This is a genomic window from Hydrogenophaga sp. 70-12 (assembly GCF_001897365.1).
Classification (GTDB): Bacteria; Pseudomonadota; Gammaproteobacteria; order Burkholderiales; family Burkholderiaceae_C; genus Hydrogenophaga; species Hydrogenophaga borbori.
The window spans coordinates 1-17263 of record NZ_MKSS01000017.1; the positions used below are offsets into that span (position 1 = coordinate 1).

General features: G+C 69.3%; 16 protein-coding genes. 7 read left to right on the forward strand and 9 right to left on the reverse strand.

Features of this window, described 5'->3' with window-relative positions; translation table 11 throughout:
• Positions 1-133: 133 nt before the first annotated feature.
• A complete protein-coding gene (locus BGO22_RS01100; RefSeq protein ID WP_070399896.1) occupies positions 134-409 on the reverse strand; it encodes an oxidative damage protection protein in 276 nt (91 codons plus the stop codon).
• Positions 410-651: 242 nt separating this feature from the next.
• Between BGO22_RS01100 and BGO22_RS01105 the strand changes: the two genes are divergently transcribed.
• Complete coding sequence (locus BGO22_RS01105; RefSeq protein WP_070399897.1) at positions 652-1422, forward strand: ferredoxin--NADP reductase; 771 nt, start codon at positions 652-654, stop codon at positions 1420-1422.
• Positions 1423-1429: 7 nt separating this feature from the next.
• Positions 1430-1945, forward strand: coding sequence for a disulfide bond formation protein B (locus BGO22_RS01110; RefSeq protein WP_070399898.1), 516 nt, complete (start codon positions 1430-1432; stop codon positions 1943-1945).
• Between the two features lie 7 nt (positions 1946-1952).
• On the opposite strand, the gene argA is transcribed toward BGO22_RS01110, so the two are convergent.
• Positions 1953-3293 (reverse strand): amino-acid N-acetyltransferase, encoded by a 1341-nt coding sequence (argA, locus tag BGO22_RS01115; RefSeq protein WP_070399899.1) that lies wholly within the window; start codon positions 3291-3293, stop codon positions 1953-1955.
• Between the two features lie 76 nt (positions 3294-3369).
• Here argA and hrpA point away from each other — a divergent pair, with 76 nt between their 5' ends.
• Together hrpA and BGO22_RS01125 are read left to right on the forward strand one after the other, a co-directional pair.
• Positions 3370-7260: an ATP-dependent RNA helicase HrpA gene (hrpA, locus tag BGO22_RS01120; protein WP_070399900.1), complete on the forward strand. Its 3891-nt coding sequence runs from the start codon at positions 3370-3372 to the stop codon at positions 7258-7260.
• A gap of 108 nt (positions 7261-7368) precedes the next feature.
• The gene (locus BGO22_RS01125) at positions 7369-8085 is read left to right on the forward strand and encodes a Rieske (2Fe-2S) protein (protein ID WP_083293246.1); all 717 of its coding nucleotides are present in this window, start codon (positions 7369-7371) and stop codon (positions 8083-8085) included.
• A gap of 72 nt (positions 8086-8157) precedes the next feature.
• On the opposite strand, the gene BGO22_RS01130 is transcribed toward BGO22_RS01125, so the two are convergent.
• From BGO22_RS01130 to lptF, 5 genes are all read right to left on the reverse strand, one after another.
• Entirely contained in the window at positions 8158-9336 is a 1179-nt protein-coding gene (locus BGO22_RS01130; RefSeq protein WP_070399901.1) for a pyridoxal phosphate-dependent aminotransferase, read from the reverse strand.
• A gap of 112 nt (positions 9337-9448) precedes the next feature.
• Positions 9449-10393: a CysB family HTH-type transcriptional regulator gene (locus tag BGO22_RS01135; protein ID WP_070399902.1), complete on the reverse strand. Its 945-nt coding sequence runs from the start codon at positions 10391-10393 to the stop codon at positions 9449-9451.
• Complete coding sequence (locus BGO22_RS01140; protein WP_070399903.1) at positions 10390-10755, reverse strand: sirohydrochlorin chelatase; 366 nt, start codon at positions 10753-10755, stop codon at positions 10390-10392. Before BGO22_RS01140 ends, BGO22_RS01135 begins: the two co-directional genes overlap by 4 nt.
• Positions 10756-10757: 2 nt before the next feature.
• Entirely contained in the window at positions 10758-11876 is a 1119-nt protein-coding gene (lptG, locus tag BGO22_RS01145; RefSeq protein ID WP_070399904.1) for an LPS export ABC transporter permease LptG, read from the reverse strand.
• A complete protein-coding gene (lptF, locus tag BGO22_RS01150) occupies positions 11873-12979 on the reverse strand; it encodes an LPS export ABC transporter permease LptF (protein ID WP_070399905.1) in 1107 nt (368 codons plus the stop codon). The genes lptG and lptF overlap by 4 nt, the downstream gene beginning before the upstream one ends.
• Before the next feature lie 27 nt (positions 12980-13006).
• Between lptF and BGO22_RS01155 the strand changes: the two genes are divergently transcribed.
• The 3 genes from BGO22_RS01155 to BGO22_RS01165 all read left to right on the forward strand — a co-directional run bounded on the left by BGO22_RS01155 (position 13007) and on the right by BGO22_RS01165 (position 16309).
• On the forward strand, positions 13007-14500 hold the full coding sequence (locus BGO22_RS01155) for a leucyl aminopeptidase (protein WP_070399906.1): 1494 nt from the start codon (positions 13007-13009) through the stop codon (positions 14498-14500).
• Positions 14501-14514: 14 nt separating this feature from the next.
• Positions 14515-14946, forward strand: coding sequence for a DNA polymerase III subunit chi (locus BGO22_RS01160; RefSeq protein WP_070399907.1), 432 nt, complete (start codon positions 14515-14517; stop codon positions 14944-14946).
• A 163-nt stretch (positions 14947-15109) separates the two neighbouring features.
• Positions 15110-16309 carry a branched-chain amino acid ABC transporter substrate-binding protein gene (locus BGO22_RS01165; RefSeq protein WP_070399908.1) on the forward strand — a complete coding sequence of 400 codons (1200 nt, stop codon included), beginning with the start codon at positions 15110-15112 and terminating at the stop codon, positions 16307-16309.
• Between the two features lie 66 nt (positions 16310-16375).
• On the opposite strand, the gene BGO22_RS01170 is transcribed toward BGO22_RS01165, so the two are convergent.
• Both BGO22_RS01170 and BGO22_RS01175 read right to left on the reverse strand, forming a co-directional pair.
• Positions 16376-16930, reverse strand: coding sequence for a glutathione peroxidase (locus BGO22_RS01170; RefSeq protein ID WP_070399909.1), 555 nt, complete (start codon positions 16928-16930; stop codon positions 16376-16378).
• 75 nt (positions 16931-17005) lie between these two features.
• Positions 17006-17263 (reverse strand): AEC family transporter (locus BGO22_RS01175; RefSeq protein ID WP_353744335.1); only part of this gene is annotated, 258 nt, incomplete at its 5' end.

The following is a 17263-nucleotide window of genomic DNA, read 5'->3' on the forward strand; positions in this document are numbered from 1 at the left end:
CAGCGCGGCCGTGACCGCCGCGCCCGCCAGGCCGGCGCCGATCACCAGCGCTCGGCGCGTCTCGTCAGGGGCTGGCATGCGCAAAGCAAGAGGCCCGCGCGCGGCGGGCCTGCAGGTGCCGGGGTGGCGGGCATCAGGACGCGCTGGGCGGCACGTAGCCGGCGGCCTGGTCGGCGCCTTCGCCGAAGAAGTGCTTTTCCATCTGGCGCGCCAGGTACTGGCGGGCGCGGGCGTCGGCCATGTTGAGCCGGTTCTCGTTGAGCAGCATGGTCTGCTGCTTGAGCCAGGCGGCCCAGGCCTCCTTGCTCACGTTCTCGAAAATCTTCTTGCCCAGTTCGCCGGGGTAGGGCGGGAAATCCAGGCCTTCGGCTTCCTTGCCGAGCTTGATGCATTGAACCATTCGTGCCATCGGTGAATCCTTGTCGTGGGCCCCTCTTTATGCGAGGGAGTTATATCGGATGGAATAAACGATTCGTTCGGTTTCGCGCGCCGCTGCGGCAAGATGCGCGACCAGCGGTCACGGGCCATCGCGAGGCCCGCACTGTAGCAATCTTTGATCGGCCTCAATCCCGTCAGGGTCGGGCCACGCCGCCGCGACAGCGCCACTTTCTACAATAACGACCCGTCTTTCTCCCGGGATCATCTTTCATCATGAGTGCATTCAACGAAGAGCGCGTGCTGAGCGTTCACCACTGGACGGACCGGCTCTTCAGCTTCACCACCACGCGCGACACCTCGCTGCGCTTCTCCAACGGCCATTTCACGATGATCGGCCTGCGGGTGGACGGCAAGCCCCTGCTGCGAGCCTACAGCATCGTCAGCCCGAACTGGGCGGAGCACCTGGAGTTCCTCAGCATCAAGGTGCAGGACGGCCCGCTCACCTCGCGCTTGCAGCACATCCAGCCCGGCGACACCGTCATCGTGGGCCGCAAGCCCACCGGCACGCTGCTCACCGACTACCTGCTGCCGGCCAAGCGCCTGTACCTGCTGGGTACGGGCACCGGCCTGGCGCCGTTCATGAGCATCATCCGCGACCCCGAGACCTACGAGCGCTATGAACAGGTGGTGCTGATCCACGGCGTGCGCCAGGTCAAGGAACTCGCCTACCGCGAGCTCATCACAGAGCAGCTCAAGCAGGACGAATTCCTCGGCGACATGGTCAAACAGAAACTGCTCTACTACCCCACGGTCACGCGCGAACCCTTCATGCACCAGGGCCGCATCCCGCAGCTGCTGGCCGACGGGGTGGTCGCCAAGGACCTGGGCCTGCCCCCGCTCAACCCCGCCGAGGACCGCGTGATGATCTGCGGCAGCCCCGAAATGCTGCGCGACCTCAAGGCCCTGTGCGAGAAGCTGGGCTTCAAGGAAGGCAACACCACCACGCCGGGCGAGTTCGTCATCGAACGCGCCTTCGTGAGCTGAGGCCGGCATGAACGGCTTGCTCGCGCTGCCCGGCCAGCGTCCCCGACGGGTGCTCGCCCTCATCGCCGCGGTCAGCGTGGCCCTGCTGGCCTTCGGCATGTATTTGCAGCACGTGGTGGGGCTGGAGCCTTGCCCCATGTGCATCGTGCAGCGCTACGCGCTGATCCTGGTGGCGGTGCTGGCGGGCGTGGCGGCCTGTCTGCGTTCGCCGGTGGCGCGCGCCTCCGGTGTGTCGCTGATGGGCCTGTTCGCGGCCTTCGGCGCCTTTACCGCCGCGCGCCAGAGCTGGCTGCAGTGGAACCCGCCCGAGATCATGGCCTGCGGGCGCGACTTCTTCGGGATGATCGAGGCCTTTCCGCTGGGTCGCGCCATTCCCATGATCTTTCGCGGCAGCGGCGACTGCGCCAAGGTCGACTGGACCTTCCTCGGTCTGACGATCGCGAACTGGTCTTTCCTGTGGTTCGTGGCCTTCGGGGGGCTGGCCGCTTGGATGCTGCTGGCGCGCCGCCGCGCGGCGGCCTGAGCGGCGTTCAGGCCAGCTTTTTCACCAGCACCTGGCTGCGCCGGTCCCAGTTGTATTTGCGCTTGCGCGCCTCGGGCAGCCAGTCGGCGCCGACCTGCACGAAGCCGCGCTTGATGAACCAGTGCATGGTGCGCGTGGTGAGCACGAAGATGCTCTGCAGCCCCTGGGCGCGCGCGCGCGCCTCGATGCGCTTGAGCAGGCGCTCGCCGTCGCCCTGGCTCTGTGACTGCCCCGATACCGTGAGCGCGGCCATCTCGCCAGTGCGTTCCTCGGGGTAGGGGTAGAGCGCGGCGCAGCCGAAGATCACGCCGTCGTGCTCGATGATGGTGTAGAGCCCGGCGTCGCGCTCGATCTCGTGGCGGTCGCGCTTGACCAGGGTGCCGTCCTTCTCGTACGGCTCGATCAGCGCCACGATGCCCGCGACATCGTCGATCGAGGCCTCGCGCACGCTCTCCAGCTTCTCGTCCACCACCATGGTGCCGATGCCGTCGTGCGTGTAGATCTCCAGCAGCAGCGAGCCGTCTACCGCGAAGGGCAGGATGTGGCTGCGCTCGACGCCGCCTTCGCAGGCGCGGATGCAGTGCTGCAGGTAGAAGGCGGTGTCGGTGGGCCGCTCGGGCTTGGGCAGGCTGGCGAGCAGGCGCTTGGCGTCGGCCAGGGGCAGCTCGGTGTCGATCTCGCTGTCTGGGTTGGCCGCGTCCACGCGGATGCCGGGAATCTCGGTGAGGAAGATCAGCTTGTCCGCCTGCAGCGACACCGCCACGGAGGTGGCCACGTCCTCCATGGTGAGGTTGAAGGCTTCGCCGGTGGGCGAGAAGCCGAAGGGCGAGAGCAGCACCATGGCGCCCATGTCCAGCGAGCGCTGGATGCCGTCGGTGTCGATCTTGCGCACCAGGCCCGAGTGCAGGAAGTCCACGCCGTCGATCAGGCCCACGGGCCGAGCGGTGACGAAATTGCCCGAGATCATGCGCACCGTGGCGCCGGCCATGGGCGTGTTGGGCAGGCCCTGGCTGAAGGCGGCCTCGATCTCGTAGCGCAGCTGGCCGGCGGCTTCCTGCGCGCAGTCCAGCGCCACCTCGTCGGTGATGCGCATGCCGTGCGAGTATTTCGCCTCGTGTCCCTTGAGGCGCAGCTGCTCGTTCACCTGCGGCCGGAAGCCGTGCACCAGCACGATCTTCACGCCCATGCTCTGGATCAGTGCCAGGTCCTGCGCCAGGTTTTGCAGCTTGCCCGCCGCGATCGCCTCACCCGCGATGCCCACCACCAGGGTATTGCCTCGGTGCTTGTGGATGTACGGCGCGACCGAGCGGAACCACGGGACGAAGGTGAAGTTGAAGACGTTGGACATCAGGTCGGGGGTGGCTGCAGGGGGCGTGGGGGCACCGGATAATCGCGGGTTCGCCGATTTTCACCGAAGTCCCGTTTTGCCCACGCCCGCCCTGCACCTGGAGTTCCCCGAGGCCTTGCCCGTGTCGGCGCGCCGCCACGAGATCGAGGCGGCGGTGCGCGAGCACCAGGTGGTCATCGTCTGCGGCGAGACCGGCTCGGGCAAGACCACGCAGCTGCCCAAGATCGCGCTGGCCATGGGGCGCGGCCGCCTGAATGCGAAGCCCGGCCAGCGCGGCCGCCTGATCGGCCACACCCAGCCGCGGCGCATCGCCGCCAGCTCGGTGGCCAAGCGCATCGCCGAGGAACTGAAGACCCCGCTGGGCGAGGTGGTGGGCTACAAGGTGCGTTTCCAGGACCGGCTCTCGCGCGAGGCTTCGGTCAAGCTGATGACCGATGGCATCCTGCTCGCCGAGACGCAGACCGACCCGGACCTGAACGCCTACGACACGATCATCATCGACGAGGCGCACGAGCGCAGCCTCAACATCGACTTCCTGCTCGGCTACCTGCGCCAGCTGCTGCCGCGCCGGCCCGACCTGAAGGTGATCGTCACCTCGGCCACCATCGACGCCGACCGCTTCGCCGCGTACTTTTCCTCGTCGAAGGGCCCGGCGCCGGTGCTCATGGTCTCGGGTCGCACCTACCCCGTCGAAGTGCGCTGGCGGCCTTTCGAGGAAAGCCGCGAGTTCGATCTGAACGACGCCATCGCCGACGGCGTGGACGAGCTGTGGCGCGGCGGCCAGGGCGGCGACATCCTGATCTTCCTGCCGGGCGAGCGCGAGATCCGCGAGGCCGCCGACCACCTGCGCAAGCACCTGGCCCACCAGCCGCTGAACCGCCATGCCGAGGTGCTGCCGCTGTTCGCGCGCCTGAGCCAGGCCGAGCAGGACCGCATCTTCCAGCCGCACGGCCAGCGCCGCATCGTGCTGGCCACCAACGTGGCGGAGACCTCGCTCACGGTGCCGGGCATCCGCTACGTCATCGACGCCGGCACCGCGCGCGTCAAGCGCTACAGCTTTCGCCAGAAGGTCGAGCAGCTGCAGATCGAGCCCATCAGCCAGGCCGCGGCCAACCAGCGCGCGGGCCGCTGCGGACGGGTGGCCGACGGCATCTGCATCCGCCTCTACGACGAGGCGGACTTCAACAACCGCCCCCGCTTCACCGACCCCGAGATCCTGCGCAGCTCGCTGGCCGGCGTCATCCTGCGCATGAAGGCCCTGCACCTGGGCGCGGTGGAAGACTTCGCCTTCGTCGACGCCCCGCAGCGGCGCGCCATCGCCGACGGCTATCAGCTGCTGGCCGAACTCGGCGCGGTGGACGACGACAACCAACTCACGCCCACCGGCCAGTCGCTCGCGCGGCTGCCGCTGGACCCGCGCGTGGGCCGCATGATCCTGGCCGCGCGCGAGCACCACGCGCTGGACGAGGTGCTGGTCATCGCCGCCGCGCTCAGCGTGCAGGACGTGCGCGACCGGCCCATCGACAAGCAGGCCCAGGCCGACCAGGCGCACGCCAAGTTCGACGACGAGAAGAGCGAGTTCACCGGCACGCTCAAGCTCTGGAAGTGGCTGGAGGACAGCCGTGGCGGCCACGGGCAGGCGCACAAGCTCAGCCACCGCCAATACGAGAACCTGCTGCGCGAGAACTTCATCAACGTGCGCCGCGTGCGCGAGTGGCGCGACACCCACAGCCAGTTGCACACCGTGGTGGGCGAGCAGGGTTGGAAGCCCAACACCACGCCGGCCAGCTACGAGCAGCTGCACAGCGCCATGCTCAGCGGCCTGCTCGGCAACCTGGGCGTCAAGAGCGAAACCGAGGACTGGTACCTCGGCGCGCGTGGCATCAAATTCCACCGCCACCCCGGCGCCCATCTCAGCAAGAAGCCCGGCCGCTGGATCGTCTGCGCCGAACTGGTGGAGACCACGCGCCTGTTCGGGCGTGGCATCGCGGCCATCGAGCCCGCCTGGGTGGAGCGCGTGGGCGCGCACCTGCTCAAGAAGCAGCTGCTGGACCCGCACTGGGAAAAGAAGGCCGCGCGCGTGTCGGCGCTGGAGCGCGCCACGCTCTATGGTCTGGTGATCTACCACAACCGCCGCGCCGACTACGGCCGCATCGACCCGACCGGCGCGCGCGAGATCTTCATCCGCGAGGCCCTGGTGCAGGGCGAGTGGGACACGAAGCTGCCCTTCCTGGCCGCCAACCAGAAACTGGTGCGCCAGGTGATGGAGCTGGAGCACAAGTCGCGCCGGCAGGACGTGCTGGTGGACGACGAGGTCATCTACGCCTGGTACGACGAACAGGTCCCGGCCGAGCTGTGCAACGGCGCCGCCTTCGAGCGCTGGTACGCCCAGGCCGCGCGCGAGAACCCCAAGTTGCTGTTCCTCACGCGCGAGGACCTCATGCGCCACGAGGCCGCCGGCATCACGGCCCAGGCCTTCCCGCGCACCGTGCGCCTGGGCGGCGTGGACTGCGCCGCGGCCTACCTGCACGAGCCCGGCGATCCGCGCGACGGCCTCTCGGTCACGGTGCCCATCTACGCGCTCAACCAGGTGAGCGAGGAGCGCATCGACTGGCTGGTGCCCGGCATGCTGAAGGACAAGGTACTGGCCCTGCTCAAAACCTTGCACCAGCGCCCGCGCTCGCGCCTGGTGCCGCTGCCGGCCACGGCCGAGCGCTTCACCGAGGCCTTGTGCGCGCCCGAGGGCTTCGCCCAGGGCAACTTCCTCGACGCCGTGCTCAAGCTGGTGCGCGCGGCGACCCAGCTCGACATCGTGCGCAACGACCTCAAGGCCGACCAGCTGCCGGCGCACCTCTTCATGCACCTGCGCGTGGTGGACGAGCACGGCCGCCAGCTGGGCCAGGGGCGCAGCCTGGCCGCGCTCAAGGCCGAGCTGGGGTCGCAGGCGCGCGGTGCCTTCCAGGCCCTGGCGGCGCTCAAGGTGCCGGCGGCCGTGCCGGCGCCGGCGGGTGCTTCGCCAGGCGCGCCATCGCCGGCCCTGGCGGGCCAGGCCACGCGCGTGGCCAAGGCAGCGCCGCCGGCCGCGCCTGCGGTGGACGCCAGCCAGCGCCACACCCGCTGGGACTTCGGCGAGCTGCCCGAGCTGCTGGAGATCCGCCGCGGCGGCCAGACCCTGATCGGCTTTCCGGCGCTGGTGGACGACGGCGACGCGGTGCGCATCGAGGTCTTCGACGAGCCCGAACTGGCGCAGGCGCGCCACCGCGAGGGCCTGCGCCGCCTGGTGGCGCTGCAGATCAAGGACGCGCTGAAGTACCTGGAGAAAAACATCCCCGGCCTGCAGGCCATGGGCGCGGCCTTCATGGGCGTGGACAAGGAGCGCGGCGGCGGCACGCTGGAAGAGCTGCGCCAGCAGCTCCTGGAGCTGGCGCTGGACCGCGCCTTCCTGCAGGAGCCGCTGCCGGCCGATGCCAAGGCCTTCGAGCAGCGCGTGGCCGACGGGCGTGGGCGACTCAACCTCATCGCCGCCGAGATCGCGCGCTCGGCCGGCGCCATCCTCACCGAATTCGCCGCCGCCCAGCGCAAGCTGAAAGACGCCAAGCCGCCCGCCGACGTGGCCGCCGACATCGCCCAGCAGTTGCAGCGCCTGGTGGGGCGGCGTTTTCTGGTCGAGACGCCGCACGCGCAGCTGCAGCATTTGCCGCGTTACCTGAAGGCCGTGCAACTGCGGCTGGACAAGCAGCGCGGCGACCCCGCGCGCGACGCCGCGCGCCTGGCCGAGCTCAAGCCGCAGGACCAGCGCTACTGGCGCCTGGTGGCCGAGCGCAAGGGCGTGCAGGACCCTCGCCTGCAGGAGCTGCGCTGGCTGCTGGAAGAGCTGCGCGTGAGCTTCTTCGCCCAGGAACTGCGCACGCCGCAGCCGGTGAGCCTGAAGCGGCTCGACAAGGCCTGGGCCCAGCTGCAGGCCTGAGGGCCGCCGGTTCCGGCGTTTCACCCACGCGGCGCTCGGGCATGGCCGCCGCGAATTGACGGGCGGGGCCTGCTGCGATTCACTGGCGCGGTCATGAGGAGACCGCCCATGGACCGCCGTGATTTCGTCGAATCGTGCGCCGTCGGCGCCGCCGCCCTGAGCGGCGTTCTGGCCCGCACCGCCTGGGCCGCCGACGCCCGGCCGCGCGCCTACGCGCGCACCCTGCTGGTGGACGAGCAGGGCCAGCCGGTCAAGGCCAGCCAGCTGCGCGCCCAGGTCAACTACGTGTTCCATTACCCCTTCGAGGCCACGCCGGTTTTCCTGCTCGACCTGGGCAAGGCCGCGCCGCCCACGAAGCTGGCGACCCAGGACAAGCAGGCCTACGAATGGCCCGGCGGCGTGGGGGCGAAGCGCAGCGTGGTGGCCTTTTCGGCCATCTGCGCGCACCAGTTGGTCTACCCCACGAAGGAGCTGAGCTTCATCAGCTTCCGCAAAGGCCCGGCGGCCAACCCGCAGACGCCCAGCCAGGGCAACGACCTGATCCACTGCTGCGCCGACCACAGCCAGTACGACCCCGCGCGCGGCGCCCAGGTGCTGCGCGGCCCGGCCGAGCAGCCGCTGTGCGCGGTGCTGCTGGAGCACGACGCCAGGAGCGATCAGCTCACCGCCACCGGCACGCTCGGCGGCGAGCTGTTCGAGGCGTTTTTCAAGAAGTACGAAATGAAGCTGAGCCTGGAGATGGGGCCCGGCGTGCGCCAGGCGGTGGCGGGGCGCAGCACGGTGCGCGAGCTGGAGCGCTTCTGCCGCAACCCCATCCGTTGCTGAGCACGGTCTGCACGCGCCACGGCGGCCCCCCAGGGGGCCGATCCGGCCGGGGGCGGCCCGGCGCCGGATCGGTCACAGCCGCTGCAGGCGCTCCAGAGCGGCGAGCAGGGTCTCGTCCTTCTTGGCGAAGCAGAAGCGGACCACCTTCTGGTCGAAGCCGTCGCCATAGAAGGCCGACAGCGGGATCGCCGCCACGCCGATCTCGGTCGTGAGCCAGCGGCAGAAATCGGCCTCCGGCAGTTCGCGCTCGGGCACGGCCAGGGCGGAGATGTCCACGCACTGGAAGTAGGTGCCTTCGCCCGGCAGCAGCCGGAACCGCGTCTTCGCCAGGCCCTGGCGGAACAGGTCGCGCTTGCGCTGGTAGAAGGCCGGCAGATCGCGGTAGGGCGCGGGGTCGGCCATGTAGGCGGCCAGCGCGTGCTGCATGGGCGTGTTCACCGTGAACACGTTGAACTGGTGCACCTTGCGGAATTCGGCCGTGAGCGGCGCGGGCGCCAGCACGGTGCCCACCTTCCAGCCGGTCACGTGGTAGGTCTTGCCGAAGCTGCTGACGATGAAGGCGCGCGCCGCCAGGCCGGGGTAGCGCGCGGCGCTGTGGTGCGGCACGCCGTCGAACACCATGTGCTCGTAGACCTCGTCGCTGATGAGCACGATGTCGGTGGGCGCCAGCAGCTCGTCCAGGCGGCGCATCTCGGCGTCCGTCCAGCACATGCCGCTGGGGTTGTGCGGGGTGTTGACGATCAGGGCGCGCGTGCGCGGCGTGATGGCCGCGGCGATGGCGTCGAAGTCGGGGCGGAAGCTGCCCGGCACCAGCGGCACGCGCACCACGCGCCCGCCCGCCAGCTCGATGTTGGGCACGTAGCTGTCGTAGCAGGGCTCCAGAACGATGACATCGTCGCCCGGGTGCACCACGGCCAGGATGGCGGTGAGGATGGCCTGCGTGGCGCCGGCGGTGACGGTGATCTCGGTGTCCGGGTGGTAGCGGCGGCCGTACAGCGCCTGCACCTTGTCGGCCATGGCCTGGCGCAGCGCGGGCACGCCGGTCATGGGCGGGTACTGGTTGTGGCCGGCGCGCATGGCCCCGTCGACCGCGTCCAGCAGGGCCGGGTCGCAGCCGAAGTCGGGAAAACCCTGGCCGAGGTTGACCGCGCCGTGCTCGGCCGCCAGCGTGGACATCACGGTGAAGATGGTGGTGCCCACCTGGGGCAGGCGGGAGGTGAGAGCGGGGGTGCGAGGTGCGTTCGAGGTCATGAGAGCGTGGCGCTTGCGGTGGCGGATCGAGAAACACCGCGGAACCGGCTTTGCTGGGCCGCTGGTGTTGCCCCCTTGAGGGGGTGACGGCCGTCAGGCCGGCGCGGGGGTGTCAAATGTCATATTCGTCGGGTTCGCCGGCCATGGCGCGCTGGATCAGCTCGCGCGACAGGCGCTCGGACAGCAGCTCGGCAAAGCGCAGCACGAACTGGCGCAGGTAGGTGCCGCGCTTGAAGGCCACGCGGGCCAGGTTGTGGCCGAACAGCGCGCCCGCGGGCCGCGAGACCAGGTCGGGCGTCTGGTTCTCGCCTTTGACCGCCATCTCGGCCACGATGCCCACGCCCATGCCCAGCTTCACGTAGGTCTTGATCACGTCCGAGTCGATGGCCTCGAGCACGATGTTGGGCTGCAGGTGGCGCAGCGCGAAGGCCTGGTCGATGCGCGTGCGCCCGGTGAAGCTGGGGTGGTAGGTGATGAGCGGCAACTGCGCCAGCTCTTCCAGGCCAATGCGCTCGCGCGCGAGCATCGGGTGGTCGAAGGGGAACACCAGCACGTGCTGCCATTCGTAGGCGGGCAGGGTGACGAGCTCGGGGTAGTTCACCAGCGATTCGGTGGCCATGCCGATCTCGGCCACCTCTTCGATCAGCATGCGCGCCACCTGGTCGGGCGAGCCCTGGTGCAGGCTGATGCCGACCTTGGGGTAGGCCTGGCGCAGCGCGGCCACCGGCCCCGGCAGCACGTAGCGCGCCTGGGTGTGGGTGGTGGCGATGGACAGGGTGCCGCTGTCCTGCGCCGAGTACTGCTCGCCGATGCGCTTGAGGTTGTTCACCTCGCGCAGGATGATGTCGATGCTCTTGAGCACCTGCTGGCCCGGCTCGGTGACGCGTTTGATGCGCTTGCCGTGGCGGGCGAAGATCTCGATGCCGAGCTCGTCCTCCAGTTCGATGATGGCCTTGGACACGCCGGGCTGCGAGGTGTGCAGCGCCTTGGCGGCCTCGGTGAGGTTGAGGTTGCGGCGCACCGCCTCCTGCACGAACTTGAACTGGTGCAGGTTCATGCACCCTCCTTCAAGGCCTGTGTGGCCAGCAAATCGATCAAACGCGGGTCTTCGCCGGCGGTGGGCATGAGCTCGACGGGCACGGACGGGTGCTCCCGCCGCAGACCCTCCACCAGCTGGGGCAGGTCCTCGCGCGCGTGCCGGCCCATGCCGAAAAACAGCGGCAGCACGCGCAGGCGCGTGGCGCCGGCGCGCACCAGAACCCGCGCGGCCGTGGGCAGATCGGGCTCCGTGAGCTCCAGGTAGGCGGTGCCGGCCAGCGTGTCGGGCGCGCGCTCGGCGATGCGCCGTGCCACGGCCTCCACCGGCGCGCGCCATTGCGGGTCGCGCGAGCCATGGGCGAAGACGATGACGCCCAGCATGGTCAGCGCTTGAGCACCAGCCACCCGAAGGCGCCCAGCGAGAAGACCGAATAGATGAGCGCCGGCGAGGCCGCCGCCAGCCAGGGCTGCCACTGGTTGAGGTTGCCGATGTAGCCGAACACGTTGTTGAGCAGGAAGAAGCTGATGCCGATCATCACGCCACCGAACACGTAGCCCGTGATGCTGCCCGAGCGGAAGTGCAGGTAGGCGAAGGGCAGGGCCAGCACCACCATCACGAGGCAGGACAGCGGGTAGAACACCTTGCGCCAGAACTCGATCTCGTGGCTCTGAGCGGTCTGGCCGTTGGCCTCCAGGTGGCGGATGTAGGCGAACAGGTCGGCCGTGCGCATGCGCTCGGGCTTGAGCAGGGCCACCGACACCATTTCGGCGTTCAGGCTGGTGGGCCAGCGAAAGCTCTCCAGCGTGCTGCGTTGCACCTTGGCCGACTGCTGGCCAGCGGCGTCGAACTCGCGCCGCTCCACTTTGCGCAGCGTCCAGCTCTCGTCGGCCTCGATGCGCCCGCTCTGCGCGTGCAGCGTGGACACCAGGAAGCCCTGGTTGTTGAACTCGAAGATGCGCACATTGCCCAGATCGCCTTGCGGCGACATCGACCCCACGTTGACCGAGAAGTTGCTGTAGGGCTGCTTCTCCTTCAGCCAGGCGCCGGTCTGGCCCAGGCTGATGGCGCCCTGGAAGCGCGCCTTGTGCAGCTGAGCGCCGCGGTCGGCCAGCGGCGCCAGGTAATCGCCGATGGCGAAGGTCAGCAGCACGAACACCGCCCCCAGCCCCAGCATGGTGCGCAGGGCGCGCCAGGGCCCGAGTCCGCTGGTGCGCAGGATGGTGTATTCCGAACCCTGGGCCAGGCGCGCAAGCACGAACACCGAGCCGATCAGCACCGCGATCGGCAGCAGCTCGTAGATGCGGCTGGGCGTGAGCAGGCCCACGTAGAGCAGGGCGTCCGGCAGGCCGTAGACGCGCGTCGGGTCGAGCACCGAGGCCTTGCCGATGTCGGGCAATTCGTCAACGAAATCGAAGAAGAAGAACAGCGACAGGAAGGCCAGCAGCACGAAGAACACGGCCGCGAACACCTCGCCATAGATCAGCCGGCGGATGGTTTTCATGCGTCGGCCTCCCGGCGGCGCCAGCCGGTGAGCAGGTCGCGCAGGCTCAGGCCCTGGTGGCGCTTGTAGAACCACACCAGCGTGAGCAGCAGCACGCCGCCGTGCAGGCCCAGCATGAAGGGCAGCAGATCGATCACGCCGCGCGCCACCCAGTTCTGCCCGATGTTGAGCAGGTTGTAATAGAAGACGAAAGCGAACAGCGTGAAGAACAGGTTGCCGCTGCGGCCCGCGCGCGGGTTGCCCACGGTGGTGGCCAGGGCGATCAGCACGAAGTTGAAGGCCGTGATCGCCAGGCCCACGCGCCAGCCCAGCTCGGCCAGGTTGGCGCGGTTGGGGTCCATGATGAGTTCCCAGCTTGGGCGGGCCTTGAGCTCCACGCCCGCCCCCAGGTTGCCGCCCGCCTGGCCGATCTGCGTGCCGTACTCGGCGAAGTCGCTCACGCGCAGGCTGCCATCGGGCCGCGTTTCGAGCCGCTGCCCGTTGTTGAGCATCAGGAACTGGCGCTCGTCCAGCCACTCGATGCGGCCCGAGCGCGCCGAGGTGATGGTTTCGCTGCCGTTGGCCTCGGAGCTGGAGATGAAGATGTTGCGGCCCTCGGTGCCGTCGGCCGTGTCCTTGTCGATGAAGAACACGCGCCGGCCGCTGGAGGATTCCTGGAACTGCCCGGGCTCCACGCGCTCCAGGTCGCCGCGCCGCTCGAAGCGGTCGCGCAGGTCGTTCACCTGCTGGTTCGCCCAGGGCCAGACGAAGAACACCATCAGCATGATCACCAGCAGCACCGGCCAGGCGAAGCGCAGGAGCGGCCCCAGAAAGCCCCCCAGCGAGCGCCCGCTGGTGAACCAGATGATCATTTCGCTGTCGCGGTACATGCGCGAGAGCGTGAACACGATGGAGATGAACAGCGCCAGGGTGAGCACCGTGGGCATGCGCCCGATGACGGTGTAGCCCAGCACCAGCATGATCTCCTGGGGATCGACGCTGCCCTTGGACGCCGCCCCCAGCGTGCGGATGAGCAGCATGGTGAGCACGATGGTGAAGAGGATCACCAGGGTGGCCCCGAAGCTGCGGGCCAGCTCCTTGCGGATGGACGAATGGAATAACATCGATTGGCTACAGAACGAACCCGAATTATGAACTTCGACCTCAAGACCCTGAGCCCGGCCCAGGCCGCCGAATTCCCCGCCGATGCGCTGCTGGTGCTGGTGCCCGATGCGCTGCCCAAGGGCCAGTCGCCGCTGCACGCGCTGGTGGCCCGGGCGCTCAAGGACGACGACCTGGAAGGCGGCGTGAGCAAGAGCCTGGCCTGCTACCGGCCCGAAGGCATCAAGGCGCCGCGCGTGCTGCTGGTGCGCGCCGGCACGGCCGACGCGGCCGCGCTGCGCAAGGCGGTGGGCGCGGGCGTGGCCCAGCTCAAGGCGCCGGGCGTCACCCGCCTGGCGGTGGTGTTCTCTCTCGTGGCGGTCGACGCCGATGGGCTGCGCGCCGCCGTGCAGGCCTGCGCCGACGCCTCCTACGTGTACACCACCACCAAGCCGAGCGCCAAGCCGCGCGCCCTGGCCAAGGTCACCTTTGGCGTGAACGACGCCGGCGCCGTGCGTTCGGGCTTCCAGGCCGGCAAGGCCGTGGTGGCGGGCGTGGAGTTCGCCAAGGAATGGGCCAACCGCCCGGCGAACCACGCCACGCCCAGCCGCCTGGCCGACGCGGCGCGCCAGCTCGGCCGCCTGCCCGGCATCAAGGCCGAGGTGTTGGGCCCGCGCGAGGTGGAGGCCCTGGGCATGGGCTCGTTCATGGCGGTGGCCCAGGGCTCGGCCGAGCCGCTGCGCTTCATCGTGCTGCGCTACCAGGGCGCGGCCAAGGCCGACGCCCCCGTGGTGCTGGTCGGCAAGGGCATCACCTTCGACACCGGCGGCATCAGCCTGAAGCCGGCGGCCGAAATGGACGAAATGAAGTTCGACATGGGCGGCGCGGCCAGCGTGCTGGGCACCTTCGCCGCCCTGGCCGAGGCCAAGCCGGCCATCAACGTGGTGGGCCTCATCCCCAGCTGCGAGAACATGCCCGACGGGCGCGCCATCAAGCCCGGTGACGTGGTCAAGAGCATGAGCGGCCAGACCATCGAGATCCTCAACACCGACGCCGAGGGCCGGCTGATCCTGTGCGACGCGCTCACCTACGCCGCGCGCTTCAAGCCGCGCGCGGTGGTCGACATCGCCACGCTCACGGGCGCCTGTGTCATCGCCCTGGGCGCGGTGCGCAGCGGCCTGTTCAGCGCGCGCGACGACCTGGCCGCGGCCCTGGCCGAGGCCGGCGAGCAGTCGGGCGACCTGTGCTGGCGCCTGCCGCTGGACGACGACTACGCCGAGGGCCTGAAGTCGAACTTCGCCGACGTGGCCAACGTGGCCGGTCGCGCGGGCGGCGCCATCACGGCGGCCAAGTTCCTGCAGCGCTTCGCCACCGAACTGCCCTGGGCGCACCTGGACATCGCCGGCACGGCCTGGCGCGGTGGCGCGGCCAAGGGCGCCACCGGCCGCCCGGTGCCGCTGCTGCTGCAGTACCTGTTGAACGAGGCCGCGCGCCCCGCCGGCCAGGCGAAAGCCAAGGCCAAGGCGCGCACCGCCAGCCGCTGAAGCCGGGCCGCGCCGTGGCCGAGGTGGCCTTTCATTTCAACGCGCCCGACAAGGCCGCCTACGTCTGCCGCCTGCTGCGCAAGGCCTACCTGAAGGGCGCGCGCGTGACCGTGCTGGCGCCCGGCGACCAGATCGACGCCCTGGACCGCGGGCTGTGGCTGCTCGCCCAGGGCGAGTTCGTGCCCCACTGTGTTCAGGCCGACCCCGAGCCCACGCGCCGCCACTCGCCCATCCACCTGCTCGAGCGGCCGGACCAGCGCGCGCCCACCCAGGTGCTGGTCAACCTGGGCGAGGCCGTGCCGGACGACTACACGCGCTTCGAGCGCGTGATCGAGGTCGTGGGCCTGAACGACGAGGACCGCGCCTCGGCGCGCCAGCGCTGGCGCCGCTACCAGGCCGACGGCATCGAGCCGCAGCGCCACGACCTGAAGGCCGCCAGCGAGTGAGCCCCGGGCCGCGCGAGGGCTTCAGGAAAACCCTCGAACGGCTCTCCGAACCCTGCTTTAGGCTGCTGTCCCGGCCAAAAGCCGGATCGTTTTGGAGTATCTTTATGCGGTGGAGAAAAAAAGTTCCCTCCGCAAATCAATCCATCCTTATCAAGGAAATCCCATGCAAGTGAACATGAAACTGGCAGTGCTTGCCGCCGCCGTCGCGCTCGCCGCCTGTGGCAAGAAGGAAGAGGCTGCTCCCGCTCCCGCCGCGGCGCCCGCTGCGGCACCCGCTCCGGCCGCACCGCAGGAGGTCGTGGTCAAGATCGGTCACGTCGGCCCCACCAGCGGCGCGATCGCTCACCTGGGTAAGGACAACGAGAACGGCGCCCGCATGGCGATCGAGGAACTGAACGCCGCCGGCCTCACCATCGGTGGCGCCAAGGCCAAGTTCGAGCTGCTGGCCGAAGACGACGCCGCCGATCCCAAGCAGGGCACGGCCGCCGCGCAGAAGCTGGTCGACGCCAAGGTCAACGGCGTCATCGGCCACCTGAACTCCGGCACCACCATCCCCGCCTCGCAGCTCTACAACGACGCGGGCATCCCCCAGATTTCGCCCTCGGCGACCAACCCCAAGTACACCCGTCAGGGCTTCCCGGGCGCGTTCCGCGTGGTGGCCGACGACGTGCACCTGGGCGGCACGCTCGGCAAGTACGCCATCGAAACCCTCAAGGCCAAGAACGTGGCCGTGATCGACGACCGCACGGCCTATGGCCAAGGCGTGGCCGACGAGTTCGAGAAGGGCGTGAAGGCCGCTGGCGGCACCGTGGTGGGCCGCGAGTTCACCAACGACAAGGCGACCGACTTCAACGCCATCCTGACCACCCTGAAGGCCAAGAAGCCGGACGTGGTGTTCTTCGGCGGCATGGACGCCGTGGCCGGCCCCATGCTCAAGCAGATGAAGCAGCTCGGCATCAAGGCCAAGTTCATGGGCGGCGACGGCATCTGCACCTCCGAGCTGCCCAAGCTGGCCGGCGACGGCATCAGCGACGAGCAGGTCTACTGCGCCGAGGCCGGTGGTGTCGAGGGCGAGCAGAAGGCCGGCATGGACAAGTTCCGCGCCGACTTCAAGACCAAGTTCAACGCCGACGTGCAGGTGTACGCCCCGTACGTGTACGACGCCGTCAAGGTCATGGCCAACGCCATGGTCACCGCCGGCTCGGCCGACCCGAAGGTCTACCTGCCCGCGCTCAAGGCCACGAACTACAACGGCGTGACCGGCAAGATCGAGTTCGACGAGAAGGGCGACATCAAGAACGGTGCCCTGACGCTCATGACCTACAAGGGCGGCAACCGCACCACCATCGCCGTGATCCGCTGATCCCCTCAGCCCTCGGCAAGCAAAAAGCCACCGCTCGCGGTGGCTTTTTCTTTGGGCGGGCGGCGCTCAGCCCTTGGCCGCCAGTGCCGCCTCCACGGCCCGGGTCAGGGTGTGGCCCATGGGCTCGGTGGCGCTGGCGAACTGATCGATCACGTGGCCGTCGCGGCCGACGAGGTACTTGTGGAAGTTCCAGCGCGGCGACACGCCGGTGGCCTGGCGCAGCTGCAGGTACAGCGGGTTGGCCTGCGCGCCCGTGACCACGCTCTTGTCGAACATGGGGAAGCGCACGCCGTAGGTGTTGAAGCACAGCTCAGCGATCTGCTTCGCATCGCCGGTTTCCTGGGCGAAATCGTTCGACGGAAATCCCAGGACCACCAGCCCCTGCTCGCGGTACTTGGCGAACAGCGCCTCCAGGCCTTCGTATTGTTTGGTGAAGCCGCAGTAGCTGGCGGTATTGACCACCAGCAGCACCTTGCCCGCGTACTGGCACAGGTCCTGCGGCGCGCCGTCCTGCAGGCGGGGGAAGCGGTGGTTCAACAGGGCGGGGCAGGCGCCCGCCCGGGCAAAGGGGGCGCCCAGCAGGGCCAGCGGGGCGGCGAGGCAGAGGTGGCGGCGTTTCATGCGGGGATTGTGGGCCGCCGCCCGACGGTCGACAACCGGGCGTCCCAGCGCCCCTGGCGCGAGCCGGGGGAAGCCCTAGCGAAGGCCGCCCAGCACCCCCAGCGCGAAAGGCAGGCTCAGCATGCCCAGCAGCGTGGACAGCGTCACCAGTCCCGCCACGTAGGGCCCGTTGTAGCCCATGCGCGCAGCCAGCACGTAGCAGCTCGACGCCGTGGGCACGGCGGAAAAGGTCAGCAGCACGGCGGTCTGCGTGGCGTCCAGCCGGAACAGCCGGGCCAGGCCGAAGGCCATCAGCGGCATGGCCAGGTGCTTGATGGCCAGCACCGCCACCGC

Coding starts and splice junctions, on each gene's coding strand:
- BGO22_RS01140 (WP_070399903.1), bottom strand. CDS start 10,755: ATGCTGGGCGTCATCGTCTTCGCCCATGGCTCGCGCGACCCGCAATGG.
- argA (WP_070399899.1), bottom strand. CDS start 3,293: ATGTCCAACGTCTTCAACTTCACCTTCGTCCCGTGGTTCCGCTCGGTC.
- lptF (WP_070399905.1), bottom strand. CDS start 12,979: ATGTTATTCCATTCGTCCATCCGCAAGGAGCTGGCCCGCAGCTTCGGG.
- BGO22_RS01130 (WP_070399901.1), bottom strand. CDS start 9,336: ATGACCTCGAACGCACCTCGCACCCCCGCTCTCACCTCCCGCCTGCCC.
- BGO22_RS01125 (WP_083293246.1), top strand. CDS start 7,369: ATGGACCGCCGTGATTTCGTCGAATCGTGCGCCGTCGGCGCCGCCGCC.
- BGO22_RS01155 (WP_070399906.1), top strand. CDS start 13,007: ATGAACTTCGACCTCAAGACCCTGAGCCCGGCCCAGGCCGCCGAATTC.
- BGO22_RS01165 (WP_070399908.1), top strand. CDS start 15,110: ATGCAAGTGAACATGAAACTGGCAGTGCTTGCCGCCGCCGTCGCGCTC.
- BGO22_RS01170 (WP_070399909.1), bottom strand. CDS start 16,930: ATGAAACGCCGCCACCTCTGCCTCGCCGCCCCGCTGGCCCTGCTGGGC.
- BGO22_RS01100 (WP_070399896.1), bottom strand. CDS start 409: ATGGCACGAATGGTTCAATGCATCAAGCTCGGCAAGGAAGCCGAAGGC.
- BGO22_RS01110 (WP_070399898.1), top strand. CDS start 1,430: ATGAACGGCTTGCTCGCGCTGCCCGGCCAGCGTCCCCGACGGGTGCTC.
- BGO22_RS01105 (WP_070399897.1), top strand. CDS start 652: ATGAGTGCATTCAACGAAGAGCGCGTGCTGAGCGTTCACCACTGGACG.
- lptG (WP_070399904.1), bottom strand. CDS start 11,876: ATGAAAACCATCCGCCGGCTGATCTATGGCGAGGTGTTCGCGGCCGTG.
- BGO22_RS01135 (WP_070399902.1), bottom strand. CDS start 10,393: ATGAACCTGCACCAGTTCAAGTTCGTGCAGGAGGCGGTGCGCCGCAAC.